The sequence below is a fragment of the Cobetia sp. 2AS genome, assembly GCF_029846355.1.
GTDB classification, from domain to species: domain Bacteria; phylum Pseudomonadota; class Gammaproteobacteria; order Pseudomonadales; family Halomonadaceae; genus Cobetia; species Cobetia amphilecti.
Map to the genome: position 1 here is coordinate 966,475 of NZ_JARWKQ010000001.1, position 22,063 is coordinate 988,537.

The window sequence follows — 22,063 nt, forward strand, 5'->3', positions numbered from 1 at the left end:
TCGAGGGGCGCCTCAGCCCGCCAGGTGATAGAGCTGGTTGTTGGCGTAGGCGCGGGCATTCTCGGGGCGCGACAGATAGCAGGCGTCGTGCTCATCCATCGGCGTCGCGGTGCCGAAGGTCATGTCCACGCCGCGCAGCGGATAGTCCTCGGCGGGGTCGAGCGGATGCGGACAGGTGTGCAGTATGACGAGGGTGTCCATCTCGAAGCGCAGGGTGACGCTGTCGCCGGCGGCGCAGTGGTCCGCGACGTAATGCAGATTGGCGTCTTCATCGGCGCGCACGCGGGAGAACAGGTTGAGGTTGGCGCACAGGTCGCGCTCGCCCAGGCCGTACTTGGCCATCTCGATCAGCAGGCTGTCGTGGCCGCTGGGCGTGAAGTCATTGAAGGCTTGCTGATAGGCCTTCTTGTGCCAGCCCTTGGCGGCGAAGTGATGCTCCATCAGGTTGCCGCTGGCGCTGTCATGCCAGCCGAGATCGTCCTGGATGATGGAGGCGAAGATACGGCCCATGTCGGAATACAGGCAGTGCCCTTCAGTGAGGCGGAAGGTGTGCTGACCCTTGAGAGTATCCGGCAGATTGAGGCGCTCAAGCGTATCCAGCGGGTTGTACATCATCAGGCCGACATTGGCGTTGGCCTCGCTCGCAGTCAGCTTGAGCGCGCTGCCACGCGGCATGCGCATCGACCAGTGATGGCCGCCGGGCAGATGGGTCTTGTACTTTGCAGTAAAGCTAGCGGTAAAGCTGGCGCGGGCGGCGGTTGCGGCATCAAGCGGTATGTTCATTGAATTGGCCTCCGGTGAGAGTGGCTTGAGAAACGGAGTGGGCTGGTGTGGTCAGCGCTTCGTGCTCGGGCGTCGGTTGGTCAGAGCCCGTTTGGACAGAGCCCGGCTGCCGGGACGACGCCTTGGCCTTGCTGCGCTCGGTGGGCAGGTCATAGGTGATGGTCGATCCATAGGCCTGCGGGGCCTGCGCATCGACACGCACCTTGTCGAACACCCAGACGCGCGAGCCCAGCTCGAAGGCTTCCTTGAGGTCGTGGGTGATCATGAAGATGGTCAGCTGCTGTTCTTCCCACAGGCGCAGGATCAGCTGGTGCATGTCCTTGCGGATGCCCGGGTCCAGCGCGCCGAAGGGCTCATCCAGCAGTAGGATGCGCGGCTTCATCATCAGCGCCTGGGCGATGGCGAGGCGTTGCTGCATGCCGCCGGACAGCTCATGCGGGTACTTGTCCAGTGCGTGGGACAGACCGACTTCCGCCAGACGCGCTTCGGCGGCGACCCGTGCTTCACGGCGCTTGGCCCCGAACAGCTTGCCGGTCAGCGGGGCTCGTGCCAGCTCCTCGGCCATGATCACGTTGCCCAGCACGGTGAGGTGCGGGAAGACGGAATACTTCTGGAAGACAATGCCGCGGTCCGGGCCCGGCTCGCCGGGGATGGGCTTGCCATCGAGCAGCAGCTCACCGCGCGAGACGCCCTCGGTGCCCAGCAGCAGCTTGAGGAAGGTGGTCTTGCCGCAGCCGGAGGCGCCGACCAGGGTGATGAATTCTCCGGCCTCGACGGTCAGGTTCATGCGTTCCAGCACGACCTGCTGGCTGTAGTGCTTCTCGAGGCCCTTGGCGTGGATCAGGCTCATGATTGGCTCTCCTCAGCGTGGTACCAGGGGAAGGCGCGGGTCGAGACGAGCACCAGCAGACGGTCGAGCAGGAAGGCCAGCAGCGTGATCCAGGCCACGTAGGGCAGGATGACGTCCATTGCCAAGTAGCGACGTACCAGGAAGATGCGATAGCCGAGGCCATCCTGGGCGGCGATGGCTTCTGCAGCGATCAGGAACAACCAGGCGCTGCCGAGTGCCAGGCGCGTGGCGCTCAGAAGGCGCGGGGTCAGCTGGGGCAGCAGTACGCGGGTCAGCACCTGCCAGGAGCTGGCGCCCAGCGTCTGGGCCTTGATCAGCTGCTCATCGGGCAAGCGCAGGGCCTGATTCTGCAGGTCGCGAATCAGGAAGGGCGTGATGCCGATGACGATCAGCGCGATCTTGGCCAGCTCGCCGGTACCGAAGGCGATGAACAGGATCGGTAGAATCGCCATCGGCGGAATCAGGGACAGCACGGTGATCAGCGGTGACAGCTTGGCACGCAACAGCGGCAGGCCACCGGTGAGCAGGCCGACGGTCAGGCCGATCAGCGCACTGATCAGCACGCCGGCCAGCAGGCGTTCGAGACTGGCGAAGGTGTCGGTCCACAGCGGCAGGTCGCCGGTGCGCACGTTGACCTCGGTGGCCAGTCGCGAGAACGACTCGCCCATGGCGGCGAAGGACGGCAGCAGGCGGTCATTCGGGTTGTCGAGCAGTCGCTGGTTGGACTGCACGATGTAGAGAATGGCCAGCAGCGCGAAGGGCAGGCCACCGAGCAGCCAGCGGCCACCACGGGAAGGTGTCAGATTGATCAGGCGTTTCATGCGCGGGCTCCACGGGTGCGAACGAGGGTGCGGTCGAGGGAGGCGGTCGGTTCACGTTCCGCGAGGCAGGCTGCCCCGCGGAGCGTGTGCGGCATCCACCGCGTGGCGTTACTGGCTGTCGGCCAGTGCGGCGGTGTAGCTCGGGTCGAAGCGCAGCATCACGTTGCCTTCATTGCCGATGACGCCGGTGGGGGTCTCGATACCGATGAAGCCGGCATCCGGGGCGCCTTCGCCCAACAGGCCCTGCGCGAAGCTGAAGTCGGCGATGTGCTGCATGGTGTCCTTGAGGCTCGGCGCATTGAAGGCGGCCACGGCCTCGGCAGGGGTGTAGTACATGTGGGTCGCGGCCAGCTGGGACTGATAGCCGGCGAGGTCGGTGCCGGCGGCATCGGCCATCTGGGAGAGTGCGTCTTCGTCACCGGCCTTCATCTTCTCCATCACCTCATACCAGGCACCGACCAGTGCGTGGCCGAAGTCCGGGTTGTCCTTCAGCGTCTGGGTATTGACGACCATCAGGTCGAGAATCTCGCCGGGGATGTCGCTGGAGTTGAAGACTTCGGTGTAGCCGGGCATCTCCTTGAGCGTGGCCAGCTGCGGGTTCCAGGTCACCACCGCCTGGGTGTCGGTGTTGCTGGCCAGCGCCACGATGTCGGCATCGCCGGTATTGGTGGTGGTGAGATCGCGCTCGCTCATGCCGACGCTGTCCAGTGCGCGTGCCAGCAGGTAGTGGGAGACACTGAACTGCACCAGATTGACCTCGCGGTCCTTCAGGGACTCGATGGAATCGCCGTCGCGGACCATCACGCCGTCATTGCCATCGGAGTAGTCGCCCAGAATCAGCGCGGTGGAATCGACGCTGCTGGCGGCGGGGAGGGTGAGGGCGTCCATGTTGGTCATGGCGCAGCCATCGACATTGCCGGAGGTGTATTGATTGATGGACTCGACGTAATCGTTGACCTGCACCACATCGATGTTGATGTCGTACTTCTTGGCCCACTTGTCGACGATGCCCTGGGTGTCCGCGTATTCCCACGGCATCCAGCCGGCATACACCGACCAGCACACGCTGAAGGAATCCTGCGCCATGGCCTGCGGGCTCAGCGATGCGCCAAGCAGCAGGGCGCCGGCCAGCGCAGCACGTCTGGAAGCGTTTCTGGAAACGGCGGATGAAGCAGATGAGACAGCAGCGGATGAAGCAGATGAGACAGCAGCGGATGAAGCAGATGAGACAGCAGCGGATGACACCTGGGCGCTGGCATCCGAGGGGGAAGTCGCGGACTGGGAAAGGCGAGTGAGCTGGGTCATTGTCGTTATCTCCGGCGGAAAAAGTGAGAGGCGCCGACCTTTACAGGCTTTGCGTCTCCCGGGCTTTTGTCCCGCCGTGTAACCCCCAGCTTGGAGGTCGAGTGCTCTCGGACCAGTCGTGACGGCTATCAGCCAGTCACCGGAACCCTAGCGCTCCATTGGTGTAGATTTTCGATTGTTGTATGCCTATCGGTGCCTCGGTGAATGTCTAGCAGGAAGTGTGCCACATGATATAAATATCATTCAAAAATAGTATTTTAAATTAATTTTAAGATGAGCTTTGGAATTGGATAAGTCACCAAAAGCACCAACTTAGTGCAACGTAAGCGCTAAATTGATGCAAGGTGGGCGGTAAAAAGTTGATTTTTAATTAATTGTATAAATTTTTGGTCTATGAGTAGACTGCTATGCTTCCTATGTTTTTAAATTCACAAACTCTGAAAGTAGTGCTTTTAAGGTGGTTCCTTAGCTCATCGAATGCAGGAGATAGTCGATTGGAATCGTTTATTATTTCATGATTTTCTTTGTTGAGAAAATCATAAGTAAGTTTGGCTGTATTAATAGCATCATTGGTTTTTATGAAATAAAGAGCTAGCATCCCGAAACTACAAGCATAGATTGGGTTCACCGGCCATAGATGAGAAATAATAGTTTGATTACCTCTGGCCATAGCACTGGCGAATCCTCTACTATATGGATTGCTGCTTATCTCTGAGGTAGCACCATCACATATATTTAGAATAATATTCTTTTTGTTAGAAAGGTGTGATGTGCAGGCTTCTATAGTTTCCATGGGTATTTTTGATGTTTCGGAAAAATATATTTCATCATATCGACTTCTCCCCCAGTGGTCATATTCGCCGTGAGCCGATATGTATATGGTGTTATATAAATCGTTGGATAAGTAATGGGCGAACTCAGTTGCATTAGGGTCTGTTATTATAGTGCTGCCTTCCCCAAATTCTTTAATTATGAAATTTCTCTCTGAGTTGTAAGAATGAGTGCAGCTAGATAGCAAGAATAAAAATCTTTTTTCTTCCGGGTCGTCTATCACTTTTTCTAGACTTACGGAAATAATTGGAGCCGATTTTTTTAATCTGAATAAGCACGCTTGTATTGGGAAGCTATGTGATGGACATAATGTGAGTGCGCTCAGTTCGTCGTAGAGGCCATCATCAAGCTTGAAGTGGTTTGTCACTGCCTCAGCTAAGCCATCTAAGTTATCTTGTATAGGTGGGGTGCCTTTTCTAGATTCTTCATAATAGCTAACGTCAGGATCTTTTTCCCCTAATAGGCTTATAGCAACTGAATTGGAAATATTTAAGCTGTGTATTAATGCGCTGTAGTTGGCTTGGTTATCGTCTTCCGTTATAGTGATTTTTTCAAAGTTTTTTAGTAGTGTTAAATTAACCCCATTTGTTAGTAGAAATGCATGAGGTTGAACGTCTTCAGCGATAGGGCGAATGCCTTTTAGGTTTTTTATTAACTTGAGAAGATACCTATAGTTGTTAGTATCATAAAGATGGACAATCATAGGGTTTAAAAAATCACACTGCCCAGTGCTAATTGTATCGATTAAATCAGAATCGCCGAGCACGTCTAATAGCTCGTGAAAAATTTCTTCATTGCTATCTATATTACAGTAATAGCTAATGATTGCTGACGCTTTGTTGATCTTGTTGTGATGTTCTCTTTCACGATAAGCTTCCGATATGCTGGCTTGATAGTCAGATTGTTCTTTGTTAATGGAAGTGGTTTTGAAAAGACTCCTGTATGCTTTTAATCTACGATCTTCAATGTTTAGTCCTTTGATGTATTCAAGGTACCTTGGGTGTCTTTTTCGATTGTATTGGTAATCCCAAAGTGCAAGTTGGATAGCTGCAGATAGAGCGTTAGGCTGTATTTCTTTAAAGTAATCGACGAAAATTTCGCATAAACCCCAAATGGCGTCTGCAATAGAGGGTATAGCGCTCATGCTTCTGAAATACCAAAAGCTAGCGGTTATCCAGTCTAGAATTATTTCTGGATTTTCTCTCGCCCAGCTCTTGTTTTCATGAGAGGATATCGACCACTCTAAATGAACCGTATTTAATTCTGCTTTTTCTCCAGGTACATATTCCTTCCCTGAAAATAAACTAAATACAGAGTTGCCTACTTCCATCACATCTCCTCGATGCATGTGATGCACAGCTGCCATTATTGATTCTCTATAAAATGTAGGACTGGATGGTGTAACTGTCATTAATATGCCTGTTTGGTATGTAAGGGGATGAATTTTACCTTTAGTGCTGACCTATTTTTGCACTTTCACTAAATTTTTAACAGTGTGGATATGACTAAAAGACTAGTTTTTTAATTGGAGATATTTTGGGGGCTAATGCTAAGTTTGATATATTCAGCAGTGTAGAATTTTTGTGGGTAACTTAGCCAGATCGTTAGGATTGGCCTAGCTCTATTAGGTAGCAACGGTAATCCGCATAACACCCGCCAGTTGGCTAGCATCGTCATCAGAGAGATTGCTCAGGAATCCTCTCGCTGATACCGCATTTTCGTTCTTATTATACCGGCCCAATGGCCGGTGTCTTCACGAATCACTGGCAAGTGTTCCTTTGCCAATTGGCCTCCCTCGATACGTCGTATGGCCTTCCACGGGGTTGCCAATATCGCGGCTCATGGTTGCGCGATCCGGCGCGTCGTTTCGTTGTGCCTCTCACCAAAGTCTTATACGTTGGTGGTGCTTTATTAGCACATACAAAAACAACGGCTTGCTCCCGATTGCCCGTGTGGTTTCACACGAGGGGAAGGGCAGCAGCGACAGACAAAGGACACACGATGACAGACGTAGTCGAGAAGGATCTGCAGGGGTCTTCTGTGGTTCAGGCGGTTGAGAAGGGCTCTCCATCATCGCGTTCGCGTCGTGGTTTCCTGGGCATGAGTGGGGCGGCAATTGCCGGGGCGGCGTTGGGTCAGTTCCTGCCGGGTATTCCCAGTGCCTTGGCCAAGGAGACGGCACCTGCTGCGGCGGTGCTCAAGCCTTCCGCCAAGTCTCCGGTGCGACTCAACTACAACGAGAATGCGCTGGGCATGGCACCGTCTGCACAGCGTGCCGCAGCGGCATCCATCCCGCATTCCAATCGCTATCCCTTCGCCCATCTGGGCAAATTGCAGTCCCTGGTGGCGACTCACCACAAGGTGCCGAGCGAGAGCATTCTGTTCACGCCGGGCTCCTCGGATGCGATCCGTGCCAGTGTGCTGGCCCATGCGACTCCCGATACCCAGCTGGTGATTCCCGAGCTGACTTATGGCGATGGCGCCCTGTATGCCGGCTTCTATGACCTCGCCATTCGCAAGGTGCCGTCCTCGCGCGAGGACTGGTCATTCAAGATTTCCGACATGAAGCAGGCCGTGGCCGACCACTCCGGCCCCTCCATCGTCTATCTGGTGAATCCCAACAACCCGACCTCGACCATCATTTCCAGTGATGAACTGGAGGCCTGGGTCAACGACAGCCGCGACGATACGCTGTTCATCATCGATGAAGCCTACGCCGAATTCGTCAATGACCCAGCCTTCCGCTCGGCCGATCATCTGATTGCTGGTGGCGCGAAGAACGTCCTGCTGCTGAAGACCTTCTCCAAGATTCACGCCATGGCTGGCCTGCGTGTCGGCTACGCCGTCGGCGATGTCGATCGTCTCGAGCACGTCTCCCACTACGTCGAAGACGATGCCATGACGCTGTCGTATCCTGGCGTGATGGCGGCGACGGCCTCCATGCAGTCACCGGAGTTTCTGGTCCACAGCAAGCAGAGCAACGATGAAGCGCGCGCCATCTTCACGGCAACGCTCGACGAGCTGGGCTGGGAGTATCTGCCGGGGCAGACCAACTTCGTCTTCCATCGTATCTCCAGGCCGCTGAAGGAATTCCAGACCGCGATGAAGGAACGCCACGTGCTGATCGGGCGTGCCTTCCCGCCGGCCGATGGCTGGTGTCGCATGTCTCTCGGCACACCGGAGGAGATGCACTATGTCGCTGCCGTGCTGCGCGAAATGAAGGCCAAGGGTATCGTCTAGTCGTGACGGACTCCCTTGTAGAAAGATGAAACGCCCGCCATTTGGCGGGCGTTTCTGTTGCGTGGCTTTTTTCTTGAGTCGCGTAGCGCTCGGGTCAGTGGCTGCGCGTCAGACGGGTGGCCAGCCACCAGCCCAGCAGCATCGTCACCAGAAAGCCCGCCAATGGCAGAGTCATGGCGCTGCTGGAGACGATGGCAGGCCCGGGGCAGTAGCCGCTCAGCCCCCAACCGATACCGAACAGGGCCGCGCCTAGCAGCAGGCGGCCATCGATATCGCGACGCGTGGGCAGCTGGAAGCGCTCGCCCAGCAGGGGAGTGCCACGCCGCCAGACGAGGCGATAACCGAGGAAGGTGGTGATGACGGCACCACCCAGCACGAAGATCAGCGTGGGGTCCCAATCTCCAGCCACGTCGAGAAAGCCGACCACCCGTGCGGGGTCGGTCATGCCGCTGAGTGTCAGCCCGAGGCTGAAGACCAGCCCGGTAAGGAAACCGATGACCGTTTTCATGGTGACTCCCCCAGCAGATGTTGGCTCACGAACACTGTCAGCATGGCCACCGTCACGAATACCACCGTGGCCACCAGCGAGCGGGGGGAGAGACGCGCGATACCGCAGACGCCATGACCACTGGTACAGCCGCCGCCGATGCCTGTTCCGATACCCACCAGCAGACCGGCGACCATCATGCTCAGCACCCCGCTGGCGGGATTGCCGATCAGCGCATCCGTGCTTGCGGCCACATTGCCCCAGTCAAGATTGAGCAGCAAAAGCAGCAGCGGGCCGCTGATCAACCCGAGCACGAAGGCGAGACGCCAGCGGCGGTCCGAGCCTGATTCCAGCAGCGCACCGCGCGTGATGCCACTGATACCGGCGATACGTCCCAGAAAGGCCATCAGCATCACTGCCGAGAGACCGATCAGGACGCCACCGGCGAGTCCTTTCATGCTGCTTATCATGTCCATGTCGTTCATCCTCGTGTCGCGGTCATCCTGCGGTGCGTCGATGATATGCTCGTGGCTGGCGAGCGCCAACCGGCTGTCTGGCCGCTTGGCTGTAGGACAAGGACGCCGACCTTTCGATGGAGGGCACCGCAGGAGCACCATGAACGAACTGACCCAACGCCTGCGCACCTTTCTCAAGGTGGCGGAGCATCAGAGCTTCAATGTGGCGGCGCGAGAGCTGGATATCGCCAGTTCCACGGCGACGCGTCACGTCAATCATCTGGAGCGCCAGCTGGGCGAGCCGCTGCTGGTGCGCACCACGCGCCATGTACGGCTGTCGCCGGCCGGCGAGCGCGCCCTGATCCGCTTTCGCGCCATTCTGGCCGAGGTGGACCAACTGGAGGATGAGCTGGAAACGCTGAGTGAGCGGGTCGCGGGGCCGCTGCGCATCTCGGTGCCGTGGCGCTATTCGCGCCTCTATCTGGCACCGCTGGTGAGCGAGTTCATGCAGTGCTACCCCGAGGTGGTGCTGGATATCGTCAGCAGCGACCAGCGGGTGGACCTGGTCGAGAACCACTTCGACGTGGCCCTGCGCATCGGCCACCTGGAAGATTCGAGCCTGATCGCGCGCCATATCAGTGATCAGCGCTTCGTGCTGGCTGCCGCGCCGTCCTACCTTGCCGCCCAGCCACCTATCCATCAGCCACAGGACCTGGAGCAGCACCGTCTGCTGACCTTCAGCTATACCACCGCCAATCATCACTGGCGGCTGGTGCAGGGCGATCGGGAGCATCGCATCTCGGTGCGCGCCCGCGCGCTGCGCACCAACAATGCCGACATTCTCACCCAGGCAGCACTGGGGGGCGCCGGCGTGGTGGTGCAGCCGCACTGGGCCATCCGGGAAGAGCTGGCAAGTGGCCGCCTGCTGCCGGTGCTGGAGGACTTTCAGGTCACTTCATCGGATTTCGACACCGGTATCCACGTCGTCTTCGCGCGCGAGAATCAGCACAACCCGCGCGTACGTGCCTGGGTCGACTTCCTGCTTGCCCGCCGCGAGCGGCTGTCCTGCTGACAAGCCCTGTGAACGGCACGCGAAAACACGAAGGGCCCGGTCTTGATAGATCGGGCCCTTCGTGTTTTCAGGCTGCGCGCTGGGTACTTACCAAGCAGCATCTACCAAGCGGTGCCTGGCCACTGCTCATCAGGCAGCCATCAATAGAGGATATCGCTGCGGATGATGTACTTGGCACCGTCGCGGATCGGCTCGCCGGCATGCACGCAGTGCTGCGGATGCGAGCCATGCGGGAAGCACAGTACGCCACCCTTGGGCGTGGAGACCGAGACCTTCTGGATATCATCCTGCGACTGGGCCGGCTTGCCGGGGTCGCGACGGCTGACCAGAAACTCGGTGCGCCCGCCGGTATAACCATCGCTCAGGAAGATGAGGAAGGTGTACTGGCTCATCAGGCCCGGATAGGCATCCTGGACGATCTCGCCATTGATGACGCGACTGCCCGGCCAGGCACCATCGGTGTGCGGCTTGAAGAAGTCGCCGGCCTCGTAGCGATAGACACGAAAGCGCGCATTGATGCCCTTGGCGCCTTCGCCCTGGATCTGCTCGGTCACCAGCGGCGCCGAACGCTGCCAGATGACCTGATCGACCGCTTCACTGACGACCCAGTTGACGTTGTGGTTGTGGCGTACCGAACGCGGCAGGGAGACGGGCGCATCTTCCTCGAAGCCCATCTCCTCCAGGGCGGCGACGAAGTTGTCGCACTCGGCGGGTGTCAGCACATTGAGCAGCTGGAAGGCGCTCGGGACACCCTCGACTTCCTGACGGACCACCTCTGGTGCCGCGTCGGCCTCGAAGAGATCAGACACGTCGCCGTTGTCGGTCCAGATGGGCAGGGGCGTGGGAGAGAAGCCGCGTTCGTGGCGGACGACATGGAAAGACAAGCTCATGGCAAAGCTCCTGAATGACGAAGAATGTGTGACGAGAACCTGGTGGCCGCCAAGCGATGGCCGCCAGGCCTGCAAGGAGGGAGGCCTGGACGACGGTCATCTGGCGGCGGGTGCCGATAAGCTCGCGAGAGGGGCGAGAGAGGGGCAGCTACCCGGATGGGCCAGGTCTCTGCCATCTCGACCGCGGCGCTCAGCCGCCACTAGCCAGTCGTTAACGACCAGTCATTTTCAACCAGCCGCCACCGACCAGCCGTTATCAATCAACGGCCGTGACACGTCAGTCGGGATAGCGGACCAATACCCGCGTCTCGAGACTTGTGCGTGTCGGCGCATCGTCGGGCGTATCGAGCAGCTCGGCCGCGGTATGCGCGACCGGCGGCTTGCCGGCGCTGTCGAAGGCATTGAAGACGATGGCTTCGTCGGGGCGCATCTGTGAGGCGAAGTACCAGCGGTGAGCCGGATTGTGCACGAGGCCCTGGATCTGGCCGCAGCGGTCCGGATAGAGGATGTCGATGTTGACCCAGTCCTCGTGTTGCACGCTCTGGGTATCGGCGAAGGCCAGCGGGTCACGTGCGACGGCCTGCTCGACCGGCTGCCAGACATTGACGATGCCGTAGTGGCCGCTCAGCCACTGCTCCGCCTGCTCGGGCGGGAGCAGATCGCGCACGCGCTGCGGGCCAGAGCGCGGTGAGTAGTCGACATGCACATGCTGCGCCGGCACGCGCTCACCCTCGAAGCCGCGCAGGGTATGGTCGAACACCTGCACTTCACTGACGCCGAGCTGCTGCTTGAGCAATGCCTCGATGGCCGGTGTGTGCAGGCGATCGCGCACCCCGGCATCGCGCACATCGACGGCAAGTTCTGGCGTGTCGAGAAACAGCAACCCCTGGCAGGCGAAGCTGGGCGGTGTGGCGCGCAGGTCCTGCAGCCTGACACCGCGGCGGTCATGCTCCGGCTCGATGCGGCGACCGGTCTCGCCGTTCGGGTCCACCTTGATCTGCAGGCCTTCCGGGCAGTCGAGCTGATAATTGACGAACGCCATGCGGGTAGGGACGGGCGCTGACATGAACGAGACCTCCTTCACGATGGGTTGTCAGAGGATGCCGCAGGACAGGCACTCAGGCGGGTGCCTGCGGTGCCGAGTCCAGGAGGCTGGTTCACGAGGCTAGTGCACTGGCGTGGGCAGAAAAAGGCGCCTGTCGGCAATTGGTTATTGCACAAATGGCAATAATCAACCGCCGACCGGCGCTCAATGCCCGCCGGACAGGTGCAGACCGGCGATGGACAGCACGATGACGCCGATGCAGGCCATGCGGCGAAACGAGAAGTGCTCGCGCCAGAACAGTACGCCGATGATGGCGCTGACCACGGTACCGATGCCGGAGAACACGGCATAGGCGATGCCCAGACTGATGGTGTCCATGGCCAGATACAGCAGGCTCAAGGAGGAACTGAAGCCCAGCGCGACCAGCAACACGCCCATGCGGCGGTGCTGATTGGCGTACTGGTTGAAACCGGTGACGCCGACGACTTCACAGCAGCCGGCGGCGATCAGATAGACCCAATCCATGGCGTCACTCCTGGTCATTCACTGAGGGTGGTCTGCGGTGTGGTACTCGCGCGAGGCTGCTTGTCGGCAGGCGCGCTGGGGGCCGTCTTGAGCACGATGATGCCGATCAGCATCAGCACCACGAAGCCCAGCGTGGACCACTGGAATTCGAGATCGAAGAACAGCAGGTCAGCCACCACCGTCCCCACCGTGCCCAGGCCGACGAAGATGGCGTAGGTGGTGCTGGCGGGCAGTGCCTTGGCGATCTGGGTGACCAGACTCAGGCTGATGATGACCAGCAGTACCGTCAGTGCCCATTCCAGCGGACTGTCGGCGACTTTCAGGCCCGTGGCCCAGCCGATTTCGCACAGGGTCGAGATCAGGAAGTAGAGCGTGATGCGCATGGTGATCGGGTGTCCTTGTGGGGTGTCGGGGAAATGTGGTGTTCCATCACCTGTGAGAGACCTGCGTGCCATCAATATCCAACAACCAATACCAGTCTATATGAGTTTTTGTTGATGTTTTGATGCAGGAAAAGGCGGAGGGAAGCCCTCCGCCTGGTGTCCCTCCACCTGCTGCCTGGCAAGTCGTTGGCGCAGCCTTGTTTGGCCAGAGCCTCTGTCAACACGAACCCCTGAGACCAAAAGCCCCTTTGAACAAGCGCCCTTGTGACCAGGAGCGTCAGGAGGCCAGCGGCGTGGTCGTTGCCTGAATGTCTGATTCCGCATCGGATGACGTCGCGGCCTCGGCAGGCTGTGCCAGATAGGCTTCCAGCGAGTCATCCATCGCCTCCAGCCACGGCGTGTGATGCTTGGGCGCCAGAGTGCCGGTCATCAAGGAGCGATAGCCGTGATCGCGGAAGGTCATGATGTTCTCGTGCTTGTGATGCTCCCATTCCAGGAAGGTACGATTCACGCCATCGATATCGAAGCTCGGGTAGTCGGTCTCCTCGATCAGCGATTTCACGTAATCGCCCTGGAAAAGAATCATGTCCTCATCACTTTCCAGCGTTTCCTCGCGCGCACGCCACGCCAGACTGTCTGCACGCATCGCGTCCAATAACGGCAGGGCCAAGGTGCCGAGAATCGCATCACGCACCCACCAGGCCTGGGCATCGAACATGTTGAAGGTGTACCACTGGTCCTGCATGCCGAGATAGAACAGGCGCGGATTCTCTTCCCACGCCACCCCCTTGTAGAGCCCCAGCGGCCACATGCGGTTCTGGGTCTTGAGGCGCAGCGACTCCTCGAGGAACGGGAAGTGGTGCAGATAGCCGGTGCACAGGATGATGGCATCGACGCGCTTGTGGCTGCCGTCACTGAAATAGGCGGTATCGCGATCAACTTTCACCAGTAGCGGCTTCTCTTCCCAGTTGTCCGGCCACTTGAAGCCCATCGGGGCGGTGCGATAGCTGGTGGTGATGCTGCGCGCACCATACTTGTAGCACTGCGAGCCGATGTCCTCGGCGGAATAGCTGCTGCCGAGCAACAGCAGGTCCTTGCCCTTGAATTCCAGTGCATCACGGAAGTCATGGGCATGCAGAATGCGGCCATTGAAGCTCGAGAAGCCGGGGAATTCCGGCACATTGGGCGTCGAGAAATGCCCGGAGGCCACGATGACATGGTCGAATCTTTCGCTGGTCACCAGATCGAGCGCCTGGTCATGCACGCTGACCGTGAATTGCTGGCTGGCATCATCGAAGGTGACCTGGCGCACCGGGCAACCGAAGCGGATGTACTTGCGCACGCCAGCCTTCTCGACGCGTCCCTTGATGTAGTCGAACAGCACCGCGCGCGGCGGATAGGAGGCGATAGGGCGCCCGAAATGTTCTTCAAAGGAGTAGTCGGCGAATTCGAGACATTCCTTGGGGCCATTCGACCACAGGTAGCGATACATGCTGCCGTGGACCGGCTCGCCGTGGGCATCCAGTCCGGTACGCCAGCTGTAATTCCACAGACCGCCCCAGTCATCCTGCTTTTCGTAACAGACAATCTCGGGAATCTCGATGCCCTTGTCGGCAGCGGATTGAAAGGCACGCAACTGAGCCAGGCCACTGGGTCCTGCACCGATGATCGCGATACGTTGGGTCATGGATACCTTCCTGTTCTTGTTGTGTCTTCATGCGTTATCCGAGGCTTCAGGACGTGGTGACGTCGTGAAACACTGACAACGAAACAGGCTAGCGAGATGTGGTCCGGCTGCACATTGCTCGGAAAGGGTAGCCATAAAGGGGTACATCAGTTCATGTCTCAGTTCATGTCTCATTTAATGGTTCAGTCGATGGCGGTACGCCTGAGATATCCGAAGTGTCGACGGCGAAGATGATGCCCTCCACCGCCAAAGGCGTGCCATCCGGTGAATAGATGCCATGGCCCTTTTCCTGCACCCGGATGACCTCGCCGTCGCGATGGCGAATGCGGTAGGCGAGAGTGAAGGGGGTGCGGGCCTCAAGGGCTGCCTGCACCTGATCCCACACGCGGTCGGCATCTTCGGCATGGATCATCTCGCCGTAGGTGAGGGAGGGATGATCGAGCAGTTGCTGGGGGCTGAGGCCGGTGATGGCCAGGCAGCCGTCACTGATGTATTCCATCGACCAGTGGCGGTTGTTGCGCGCGCGATAGACCATCGCGGGCAGCCCCTTGATCAGCCGCGTCAGGCTGCGCAGGTTGGCGGCGTCGATCTGCTCCTGCTGCACGCGCTCGCTGATGTCATGCAGGGTGAGCGTGGCGGGCCAGGGCGAGGCCAGCGAGAGCGACTGGCTGCGCACTTCACACCAGCGATAGTGGTGGTCCGCCCCCATGATGCGCAATCGCCAGCAGTCAGGGCGTTCGCGGCGCGAAACGTGGCGGGCGAGCATGTCCCAGCGCGATTGATCCGCGGGGTGCAGGGCATCGCGGAGGCGCTGCGCTGCCGTGCCGGGCCCGTCCGCCCGAGTGGCGGTGGGCGTGTCTTCTCGTGGGCCGCCCGATTCGTGTCCGCTCAGGGACTGCCAGCCGCGCGAGGCATACAGCAGGGTACTGTCGGCATCCACCACCAGCACGGCATCACTCAGCCCATCGAGAATCGCCTGGGCGCTGAAGGGAGAGGCAGTCGAGGCGGTTGAGGCGATCGAGGCGGAGGCGAACTGTTCGAGAAAGCGCATCATCGCAGGCTCTCCTTTTCGGCCCGGGCCGTATCCTGTTCGGCGCCTGTCGCGTCCGCGGCGGGCGCTCGGCTGGCATCGCTCGCGGGCGTCAGCGGGTGAGCGTAGACCCAGGCGGCCAGTTCCAGTCGCGAATGCAGGTTCAGCTTGCGCAGCAGATTCTTGACGTAGACCTTCACCGTGCTGTCACTGATGCCCAGCTCGCGGGCAATCAGCTTGTTGCTGAGGCCGCGCCCGATCCATTTGAGGGTATCGCGTTCACGCTCGGTCAGGCCTTCGTACCATTCAGGTGCCTTGGGCAATTCAGGTGTCGTGTGTCGGTCAGGTGTCGTGGGTCGGTCGAGAGCGGCGGCCCCGTCGAGCGTGGAGCCAGCAGAGGGCTTCGCCGCGGCTGGCGGCGCCTCAGCCTGCTCCCGCTCCTGCTCCTGTTTATGCTGTTGTTTATGCGTCTGTGCTTGCGAGTGTTGTTCGCGCTGGCGGTGGTCCTGCTGCAGACGCCGGGCGAGCAGCAGCAAGGTCTCTTCTTCCAGCCCCAGCTTGCCGTCGACCACGGCCTGCAGGCGCTCGAGAATGCGTTCGGGGTCGGTGTCCTTCATCAGGTAGCCATCCGCCCCTTGCTGGATGGCATCCAACAGGTGGCGGCTGTCATCTGAGGCGGTCAGCAGCACCACCTTGAGAGTGGCATCACGCTGCTTGAGATGACGCATCAGAGTCAGGCCATCGAGCTGCGGCATCTGCCAGTCGACGATCACCAGCTCCGGGGCGAGGGTGGACAGGGCGTCAAGCAGATCGGTGCCGTCATCGAAGTCGGCCACGACCTCGAACAGGCCACCTTCACTCAACAGCTCGGCAAGCCCGCGCCGAAACAGCGGATGGTCGTCGACGAGCACGACTCGTGTCGGGGGTGTCGAGGGTGTCTGGTGTGTCGAGGGCATCTGGCGAGTCACGGTCATGTGTCGTGGCGCTCCCAGCTCAGTGTCACGCGGGTACCGCCATGGCGGGGTTGGGTGATGGCGAAGTCGGCCCCGAGCTGGCGCGCGCGATCCTGCATGATGCCCAGCCCGAAATGGGCGGGGGCGATGTCGGCAGGGTCAAAGCCGCAGCCGTTGTCCTCGATGGTCAGCAACACCCGCTCCGCCGGCTGAGGCCCTGAAGATTGATAGAGCAATTGCAGGCGCAGGTGGGTGGCCCGGGCATGGCGCACGCTGTTGGTCATCGCTTCGCGCACGATGAACATCACCTGCAGGGCCTGGGCATCGGGGAGGTGCAGCGACTGGATGCGGTTGTCGAGCTCGAACACCAGCCCTGAGCGTGTCTCGAATTCCTCGATCAAGTTATCCAGCACACAGGCCAGCGGCGCGTCTCCCCAGGTGGCGTGTGCGCCGTTGATCAGTTCCCGGGTCTGGCGCAAGGCGCGCCGGGCCTGGGTATGCACGTCGTCGGCCAGTGCCTGCACTTCCTGTGGCGCATGACGAGCGGCGCGAGTCAGGCGTGCGCTCTGCATCTGCAGATAACTCAATTCCTGGGCGAGGGTGTCGTGCAGCTCCGCCGCCAGATGTCGGCGTTCGTTCTTCAGCGCCTGCGCCACCGCTGCCTTGATGTCTTCGGCGTGACGCGCCTGTTGCTGCTGATGCAGTGCCAGGCCACGGCTCAGGGCATCGATGGCGGCGCTCGCCAGCCTCGATTCGAGGGCTGCGGCGGCCGGCTCTCCAAGCCACAACCAGTCATCGTCAGTCGCCTGTCTGTCAGTGGTGTGCGTGAGGGCGATCAACACCCCGTGGGGCTTGCCCGAGACAGGTAATGGCTGGCGGCTGGCGTGCGCGTCGTGAGCAATCTGGCTGACGATCTCCAGCAGGGTCTGACGCGTCTTTGCGGGCAGGGCGAGGCCAGTCGGCGCGATCACCTCATGGCGTTGCTGATCGACCCCGCGATGCAGCACGCAGCTCTCGACAGGACGTGAGCAAGCCTGAGCGCCGGCAACTTGCTGGCTCAGTAAGTCCATCCACTCTCGCAGCAGCTCTCCCAGCAATGATGGCAGCGTCTCCGTGAGGTCAGCGCAGGTGGCGATGCGCAGGGTGATGGCGTCGAGCTTGGGAGTCTCGCGCTTCGCATCGTCGGGGGAGGAGTGCAATGGGTCGTCGGCACGGCGTACATCAACCAGGGCGGCCGCCGTTCGTGCAGCAGGCACCTTGCCTTCCTTCCCTGCGCCGAGAATGACTTGCATGCGTGCTCCTCTCTCTACTTCCTGCTTCGGGGTTCTTTCTTCGGGCTTGCGATGTCGCGTCAGCAAGCTTGATGAGCAAGCTTCATGCCAGTGAACGGCTTACCCCTTCATGGGTACCTCTCTTGATGGATTGTCGCGATCTCCACTGTGAGTAAATTTAATTAACCATGAAGAACGTGGTGCGTCACAGAAGGGGACATGCACCATACAGGCACATCGGGGAGCAGCTTCACCCCAACACGCGTGCAACGCCGGACCCACTTGCCATGACCACAAGAGGTATCACCACGATGGAGCTTGCAGTCGAGATACCCGCTGCCACGCCGTGCCAGCTGTATCGTTATCGAATACCCGGGCTGGATGCGCTGGCGCTTGAGCTGTCGCCGGGGGACAGCGTGCAGGTGTCATCCGTCGATGGTGCCCAGGCCTGCGAGTGGCTGCTATTGCCACCAAGGGACCGGGAGGGAGAGCACCGGGTGGCAGAAGTTGGAGAGCTTGCAGACGCAGTCGATGGACTGACACTCGCGCGCTACGCCAGCATCACCTGTCTGGAAGAACATGCCTTTGCCAGCCAGCCACAAGGGGCAGAAGAGGGTAAGGCCGAGCAGGCACGAAGCCCGTTCACCCAGCAGCGTCTGGCAGCGCTGGGAGTCGCGCAGGTGCCGCTGTCGCAGTGGCAGCGTTTGTCAGTGGCCGGGTTGCCGGCCGAGATTCGCTGGCCGCGTGAAGCACCTGCCGCGCGCCTGATTCTGCTGGCTCCCGGTAATGACATGTCGATCGATGGCAAGCAGCTGGCCACTGAGCTTGAGGTATCGCACTTCTGCGAGGGGCTGGTGGGGCAGGAGCAGCTGCCAGCGCCATTGGCGCCGATCAAGCAGGAGACGAGAGTCTCGGCGGGCACGGTCGAGGTCTATGAGGTCAAGCAGGGCGAGTGGATCCAGATCATCGATGTGGCGGGCCGACAGTGCTCCGACTTCGTGGCCTTCGATGCCAATGCCTGGGCGCAGGGTGAAGAGCTGGGGCTGGACTCCGGCGCGACGCGCAGCCTGTCCGGTCATTGCATGCCCAATCCGGGGCTCTATTCGGTGTTCTTCGATCAGTATCTGCATCCGATGCTGGAAGTGGTGCAGGACACGGTGGGGCGCCATGACAGCTTCATGCTCGCCTGTTCGCCGCAGTATTACGAACACCACGGCTACTTCGGCCACGATAGCTGCACGATCAACTTCAACAACGCCCTGTCGGCGTCGCATGGCATTCAACAGCGTGCCAGCTGGCCGGCGATCAACTTCTTCTTCAATGCCTATGTAGAGCCCTGCGGCACCCTGGCGGTGGATGAGCCCTGGTCGCGCCCCGGCGACTATGTGCTGCTGCGCGCCGACCGTGACCTCATCTGCGCCTCATCGGCCTGTCCGGATGACATCGACGCCGCCAATGGCTGGGTGCCGACCGATATCCAGGTGCGCATCTACGCCGCTGAACATGATTTCCCCCGTGGGATCGCCTATCGCAATCGGCCCGAGGAATTGCCGCGCATGACACTGCCCACTGCCTTTCATCCCTGCACCTCCGCCTTGACCAAGCAGTTCATCGACTACCACGGCTACTGGCTGGCCACGCATTACGAAGGGTGGGGTGCGCGGGCCGAATATCTGGCCTGCCGCGAGCGGGTCGCGATGATGGATCTCTCGGCGCTGCGCAAGTTCGAGGTCGCCGGTCCCGATGCCGAACGCCTGCTGCAATACGCATTGACCCGCAATGTACGACGGCTCTCCATCGGCGAGGTGGTGTACTCGGCCATGTGTCAGGAAACCGGCGGCATGCTCGATGACGGCACCTTGTTCCGCATGGGCGAGCAGACCTTCCGCTGGATCTGCGGTGACCCGGCCAGCGGCCAGTGGCTCAGGGAGCTTGCCCAGCGCCAGGGCTATCGCGTCACGGTGCGTGACTCCACTCATCAGCTGCACAACATCGCGCTGCAGGGGCCGAAGAGCCGCGAGGTGCTGGCGCCGCTGATCTGGAATGCGCGTACCCAGCCAGACGTTCAGGGGCTGGGCTGGTTCCGCTTCATGATCGGTCGTCTGTCGGGGCCGGATGGCATTCCGCTGATGGTGTCGCGTACCGGCTATACCGGCGAGCTCGGTTATGAAATCTGGTGTCATCCCAAGGACGCCCCGGCCGTGTGGGAGGCGATCTGGGCGGCGGGTGAGCCCCATGGCATCGCGCCGCTGGGACTGGATGCCCTCGACATGCTGAGAATCGAGGCGGGGCTGATCTTCGCCGGTCATGAATTCTGCCCGCAGACCTCCCCCTATGAGGCGGGCATCGGCTTCACCGTGCCGATGAAGAGCAAGGAAGAGGACTTCGTCGGGCGGGCAGCGCTGCAACGCGAGGCGCCGGAATCACGGCATCGCGTGATGGGCCTGAAGATGCACAGCAGCGAGTTGGTCAGCCATGGCGATCTCGTCTACCACGGCCGCTATCCGGTGGGCGTGGTCACCAGTGCCACCCAGTCGCCGCTGCTCGATCGCTCCATCGCGATGTGCCGCCTGGCACCGGACTTCGCAAGCCCGGGAACCCAGCTTGAGATCGGCCAGCTGGATGGCCATCAGAAGCGCCTCGCCGCCGAGGTGGTGACATTGCCCTTCCATGACCCGGAGCGCCTCAAGGTGCGTAGCTGATCTCACTGCAAGGCGGGCAAGCATGAGAGGTGAGTCGCGAGCAATGACCTGCGTATATGCAGCGCCCTGCAAGTCATCTCACGGTGCATGCCGTAGCCGGCATGCCTCAATAACGCCCATCCTCCTCGCAGGGAAGGCTCCATGGGCTTCATATCTGAAGAGGAGCCCTCGGTTTCAAGAATGATGCAGTAAAAACAACAAATTGCTGAGGGTGGCCAATGAGGGTCATCTGGCATGTCGCTTGCTTTATCCAGCAGGTCCCCTTGAAAAACAACAACAACCCCCGGACGGGCAGTGCCGCTTGCACAGTGAAGCGCGCTGATCCACAGGCTCCGGTAAAGGAGAAAAGACGATGGATGAAAAGACGTTGCAAAGCATATTGGATATGCATCAGGCGATGAACATCGAGGTGTTCTATTGGTGGTGTACCGCCATCATGTTCCTGATCCATGCAGGCTTTCTGGCCTATGAGATCGGTGCCTCGCGTTCCAAGAATGCGTTGGCATCCGGCATGAAGAACGTGCTGACGCTGGCCTCGATCATCCCCGCCTTCTACTTCGTGGGCTGGTGGATCTACAACGCCTTCCCCAACGGGCTGATCCCCATCGAGGCGTCCGCCGCTCTGCCGTGGAGCGCGAGCATGCGTCCGGACGCCGATGACATGGGCACCGGCATCTTCTTCGCCGCCTTTGCCCTGTTCGGCGCGACTACCGGCTCCATCCTCTCGGGGGCGGTGATCGAACGCATTCGCCTGGGGGCCTTCCTGATTCTGGCGGTGATTCTCGGCGCCGGTGTCTGGATCATGGCGGGCGCCTGGGGCTGGCATCCGGATGGCTGGATGCTGCACAAGCTGGGCTACCACGATGTCGGCGCCGCCGGTGTGGTGCACGCCGTGGCCGGCTTCTTCGCGCTGGGCGTGCTGCTCAATCTGGGCGCGCGCATCGGCAAGTACAGTGACGATGGCAAGCCGCAGGTGATCGCGCCGCACAACATGCCGATGACGTTGATCGGCCTGATGCTGATCATCGTCGGTTTCTTCGGCTTCCTCGGCGGCTGCATCATCTTCAACACCGGTGACATCGGCTGGACCACCATCTATGGCAATCGCACCAACCTTTCTGCCTTCGCCTTCAATACCCTGATGGGCTTCGGTGGCGGCGTGATCGGTGCCTATCTGTCCTCGCGTGATCCCTTCTGGACCATGTCCGGTGCGCTGGGCGGCATCATCACCGTCGCGGCGGGGCTGGATCTCTACAACCCGGGGCTGGCCTTCGTGCTGGCGGTCACCGGTGGCGCCCTGATGCCGAAGATCGGCGCACTGCTCGAGAAGCGTGGCCTGGATGACTCCGTCGGCGCCTTCGCGGTGCATGGCTTCTGCGGCTTCTACGGCGTGGTACTGGTGGGTATCTTCGCGGCTGGCTTCCCGAATGTCGGCGAAGGCGTGCCGGACGTTTCCTTCACCGGCCAGCTGACAGGTGCGGTGGTGATGGCACTGACAGGCTTCATTCCGGGCTGGGGCGTGGCCTATCTGCTCAAGAAGTTCAACCTGCTGCGCGTGCCGCCGCATGTCGAGGTACTGGGGCTGGACCTGTTCGAAGTCCCGGCCAAGGCCTATCCGGAAAGCCTGTCCTCCGAGACGAGCTCCAGCGTGCCGGCACGTTCCGGTGGGGTGGTCGCGGCGCCGATGGACAAGCGTCCTGACATCAGCTGAGCCTTGGTAGCTGAGCCCCCGG

At 60.3% G+C, this 22,063-nt stretch carries 19 protein-coding genes and 1 riboswitch; of the genes, 4 read left to right on the forward strand and 15 right to left on the reverse strand.

The genetic code is table 11. From position 1 onward, the window contains the following. Positions 1-12: 12 nt before the first annotated feature. The 5 genes from QD356_RS04080 to QD356_RS04100 all read right to left on the reverse strand — a co-directional run bounded on the left by QD356_RS04080 (position 13) and on the right by QD356_RS04100 (position 5,920). Positions 13-783, reverse strand: a complete 771-nt coding sequence (locus QD356_RS04080; protein WP_192838072.1) for an urea amidolyase associated protein UAAP1 — start codon at positions 781-783, stop codon at positions 13-15. Further along, positions 767-1,633 carry an ABC transporter ATP-binding protein gene (locus QD356_RS04085; RefSeq protein WP_192838073.1) on the reverse strand — a complete coding sequence of 289 codons (867 nt, stop codon included), beginning with the start codon at positions 1,631-1,633 and terminating at the stop codon, positions 767-769. Before QD356_RS04085 ends, QD356_RS04080 begins: the two co-directional genes overlap by 17 nt. Then, on the reverse strand, positions 1,630-2,454 hold the full coding sequence (locus tag QD356_RS04090; RefSeq protein ID WP_043332237.1) for an ABC transporter permease subunit: 825 nt from the start codon (positions 2,452-2,454) through the stop codon (positions 1,630-1,632). Before QD356_RS04090 ends, QD356_RS04085 begins: the two co-directional genes overlap by 4 nt. Before the next feature lie 108 nt (positions 2,455-2,562). Beyond that, positions 2,563-3,540 (reverse strand): putative urea ABC transporter substrate-binding protein, encoded by a 978-nt coding sequence (locus QD356_RS04095; protein ID WP_192838074.1) that lies wholly within the window; start codon positions 3,538-3,540, stop codon positions 2,563-2,565. 272 nt (positions 3,541-3,812) lie between these two features. Continuing rightward, positions 3,813-3,921, reverse strand: a riboswitch (guanidine-I (ykkC/yxkD leader). A 229-nt stretch (positions 3,922-4,150) separates the two neighbouring features. Continuing rightward, on the reverse strand, positions 4,151-5,920 hold the full coding sequence (locus QD356_RS04100) for a hypothetical protein (RefSeq protein WP_192838075.1): 1,770 nt from the start codon (positions 5,918-5,920) through the stop codon (positions 4,151-4,153). A 671-nt stretch (positions 5,921-6,591) separates the two neighbouring features. Here QD356_RS04100 and QD356_RS04105 point away from each other — a divergent pair. Then, positions 6,592-7,830, forward strand: a complete 1,239-nt coding sequence (locus tag QD356_RS04105) for a histidinol-phosphate transaminase (protein ID WP_192838076.1) — start codon at positions 6,592-6,594, stop codon at positions 7,828-7,830. A 94-nt stretch (positions 7,831-7,924) separates the two neighbouring features. Here QD356_RS04105 and QD356_RS04110 read toward each other — a convergent pair whose 3' ends face one another. Together QD356_RS04110 and QD356_RS04115 are read right to left on the reverse strand one after the other, a co-directional pair. Next, a complete protein-coding gene (locus QD356_RS04110; protein WP_192838077.1) occupies positions 7,925-8,338 on the reverse strand; it encodes a DUF6691 family protein in 414 nt (137 codons plus the stop codon). Beyond that, entirely contained in the window at positions 8,335-8,793 is a 459-nt protein-coding gene (locus tag QD356_RS04115) for a YeeE/YedE family protein (protein WP_192838078.1), read from the reverse strand. The genes QD356_RS04110 and QD356_RS04115 overlap by 4 nt, the downstream gene beginning before the upstream one ends. Positions 8,794-8,932: 139 nt before the next feature. Between QD356_RS04115 and QD356_RS04120 the strand changes: the two genes are divergently transcribed. After that, complete coding sequence (locus QD356_RS04120) at positions 8,933-9,844, forward strand: LysR family transcriptional regulator (RefSeq protein WP_192838079.1); 912 nt, start codon at positions 8,933-8,935, stop codon at positions 9,842-9,844. Between the two features lie 140 nt (positions 9,845-9,984). Here the strand turns inward: QD356_RS04120 and QD356_RS04125 are convergent, their stop codons facing one another. The 8 genes from QD356_RS04125 to QD356_RS04165 form a co-directional block, all read right to left on the reverse strand. Beyond that, positions 9,985-10,734: a 2OG-Fe(II) oxygenase gene (locus QD356_RS04125; protein WP_192838080.1), complete on the reverse strand. Its 750-nt coding sequence runs from the start codon at positions 10,732-10,734 to the stop codon at positions 9,985-9,987. A 277-nt stretch (positions 10,735-11,011) separates the two neighbouring features. Beyond that, the gene (locus tag QD356_RS04130; RefSeq protein ID WP_192838081.1) at positions 11,012-11,800 is read right to left on the reverse strand and encodes a CmcJ/NvfI family oxidoreductase; all 789 of its coding nucleotides are present in this window, start codon (positions 11,798-11,800) and stop codon (positions 11,012-11,014) included. A gap of 183 nt (positions 11,801-11,983) precedes the next feature. After that, on the reverse strand, positions 11,984-12,304 hold the full coding sequence (locus tag QD356_RS04135) for a multidrug efflux SMR transporter (RefSeq protein ID WP_043332225.1): 321 nt from the start codon (positions 12,302-12,304) through the stop codon (positions 11,984-11,986). Positions 12,305-12,318: 14 nt separating this feature from the next. After that, on the reverse strand, positions 12,319-12,687 hold the full coding sequence (locus QD356_RS04140; protein ID WP_192838082.1) for an SMR family transporter: 369 nt from the start codon (positions 12,685-12,687) through the stop codon (positions 12,319-12,321). Positions 12,688-12,964: 277 nt separating this feature from the next. Further along, entirely contained in the window at positions 12,965-14,374 is a 1,410-nt protein-coding gene (locus QD356_RS04145) for an NAD(P)/FAD-dependent oxidoreductase (RefSeq protein ID WP_192838083.1), read from the reverse strand. 163 nt (positions 14,375-14,537) lie between these two features. Continuing rightward, complete coding sequence (locus QD356_RS04150) at positions 14,538-15,428, reverse strand: PAS domain-containing protein (protein ID WP_192838084.1); 891 nt, start codon at positions 15,426-15,428, stop codon at positions 14,538-14,540. Continuing rightward, positions 15,425-16,378 carry a response regulator transcription factor gene (locus tag QD356_RS17830; protein WP_192838085.1) on the reverse strand — a complete coding sequence of 318 codons (954 nt, stop codon included), beginning with the start codon at positions 16,376-16,378 and terminating at the stop codon, positions 15,425-15,427. The genes QD356_RS04150 and QD356_RS17830 overlap by 4 nt, the downstream gene beginning before the upstream one ends. Continuing rightward, positions 16,375-17,649: a histidine kinase gene (locus QD356_RS04165; protein WP_192838086.1), complete on the reverse strand. Its 1,275-nt coding sequence runs from the start codon at positions 17,647-17,649 to the stop codon at positions 16,375-16,377. Before QD356_RS04165 ends, QD356_RS17830 begins: the two co-directional genes overlap by 4 nt. Positions 17,650-17,915: 266 nt before the next feature. On the opposite strand from QD356_RS04165, the gene QD356_RS04170 reads away from it, so the two are divergent. Beyond that, positions 17,916-20,330: an aminomethyltransferase family protein gene (locus QD356_RS04170; protein WP_225996404.1), complete on the forward strand. Its 2,415-nt coding sequence runs from the start codon at positions 17,916-17,918 to the stop codon at positions 20,328-20,330. A 352-nt stretch (positions 20,331-20,682) separates the two neighbouring features. After that, a complete protein-coding gene (locus tag QD356_RS04175; RefSeq protein ID WP_107335007.1) occupies positions 20,683-22,041 on the forward strand; it encodes an ammonium transporter in 1,359 nt (452 codons plus the stop codon). Positions 22,042-22,063: the final 22 nt, after the last annotated feature.

What these genes read in the sequence shown, in the direction of transcription:
- QD356_RS04130 (WP_192838081.1), bottom strand. Translation starts at nt 11,800, where the DNA reads ATGTCAGCGCCCGTCCCTACCCGCATGGCGTTCGTCAATTATCAGCTC.
- QD356_RS04140 (WP_192838082.1), bottom strand. Translation starts at nt 12,687, where the DNA reads ATGCGCATCACGCTCTACTTCCTGATCTCGACCCTGTGCGAAATCGGC.
- QD356_RS04095 (WP_192838074.1), bottom strand. Translation starts at nt 3,540, where the DNA reads ATGGCGCAGGATTCCTTCAGCGTGTGCTGGTCGGTGTATGCCGGCTGG.
- QD356_RS04100 (WP_192838075.1), bottom strand. Translation starts at nt 5,920, where the DNA reads ATGGAAGTAGGCAACTCTGTATTTAGTTTATTTTCAGGGAAGGAATAT.
- QD356_RS04175 (WP_107335007.1), top strand. Translation starts at nt 20,683, where the DNA reads ATGGATGAAAAGACGTTGCAAAGCATATTGGATATGCATCAGGCGATG.
- QD356_RS04170 (WP_225996404.1), top strand. Translation starts at nt 17,916, where the DNA reads ATGACCACAAGAGGTATCACCACGATGGAGCTTGCAGTCGAGATACCC.
- QD356_RS04080 (WP_192838072.1), bottom strand. Translation starts at nt 783, where the DNA reads ATGAACATACCGCTTGATGCCGCAACCGCCGCCCGCGCCAGCTTTACC.
- QD356_RS04120 (WP_192838079.1), top strand. Translation starts at nt 8,933, where the DNA reads ATGAACGAACTGACCCAACGCCTGCGCACCTTTCTCAAGGTGGCGGAG.
- QD356_RS04115 (WP_192838078.1), bottom strand. Translation starts at nt 8,793, where the DNA reads ATGGACATGATAAGCAGCATGAAAGGACTCGCCGGTGGCGTCCTGATC.
- QD356_RS04090 (WP_043332237.1), bottom strand. Translation starts at nt 2,454, where the DNA reads ATGAAACGCCTGATCAATCTGACACCTTCCCGTGGTGGCCGCTGGCTG.
- QD356_RS04165 (WP_192838086.1), bottom strand. Translation starts at nt 17,649, where the DNA reads ATGCAAGTCATTCTCGGCGCAGGGAAGGAAGGCAAGGTGCCTGCTGCA.
- QD356_RS04125 (WP_192838080.1), bottom strand. Translation starts at nt 10,734, where the DNA reads ATGAGCTTGTCTTTCCATGTCGTCCGCCACGAACGCGGCTTCTCTCCC.
- QD356_RS04110 (WP_192838077.1), bottom strand. Translation starts at nt 8,338, where the DNA reads ATGAAAACGGTCATCGGTTTCCTTACCGGGCTGGTCTTCAGCCTCGGG.
- QD356_RS04105 (WP_192838076.1), top strand. Translation starts at nt 6,592, where the DNA reads ATGACAGACGTAGTCGAGAAGGATCTGCAGGGGTCTTCTGTGGTTCAG.
- QD356_RS04135 (WP_043332225.1), bottom strand. Translation starts at nt 12,304, where the DNA reads ATGGATTGGGTCTATCTGATCGCCGCCGGCTGCTGTGAAGTCGTCGGC.
- QD356_RS17830 (WP_192838085.1), bottom strand. Translation starts at nt 16,378, where the DNA reads ATGACCGTGACTCGCCAGATGCCCTCGACACACCAGACACCCTCGACA.
- QD356_RS04145 (WP_192838083.1), bottom strand. Translation starts at nt 14,374, where the DNA reads ATGACCCAACGTATCGCGATCATCGGTGCAGGACCCAGTGGCCTGGCT.
- QD356_RS04150 (WP_192838084.1), bottom strand. Translation starts at nt 15,428, where the DNA reads ATGATGCGCTTTCTCGAACAGTTCGCCTCCGCCTCGATCGCCTCAACC.
- QD356_RS04085 (WP_192838073.1), bottom strand. Translation starts at nt 1,633, where the DNA reads ATGAGCCTGATCCACGCCAAGGGCCTCGAGAAGCACTACAGCCAGCAG.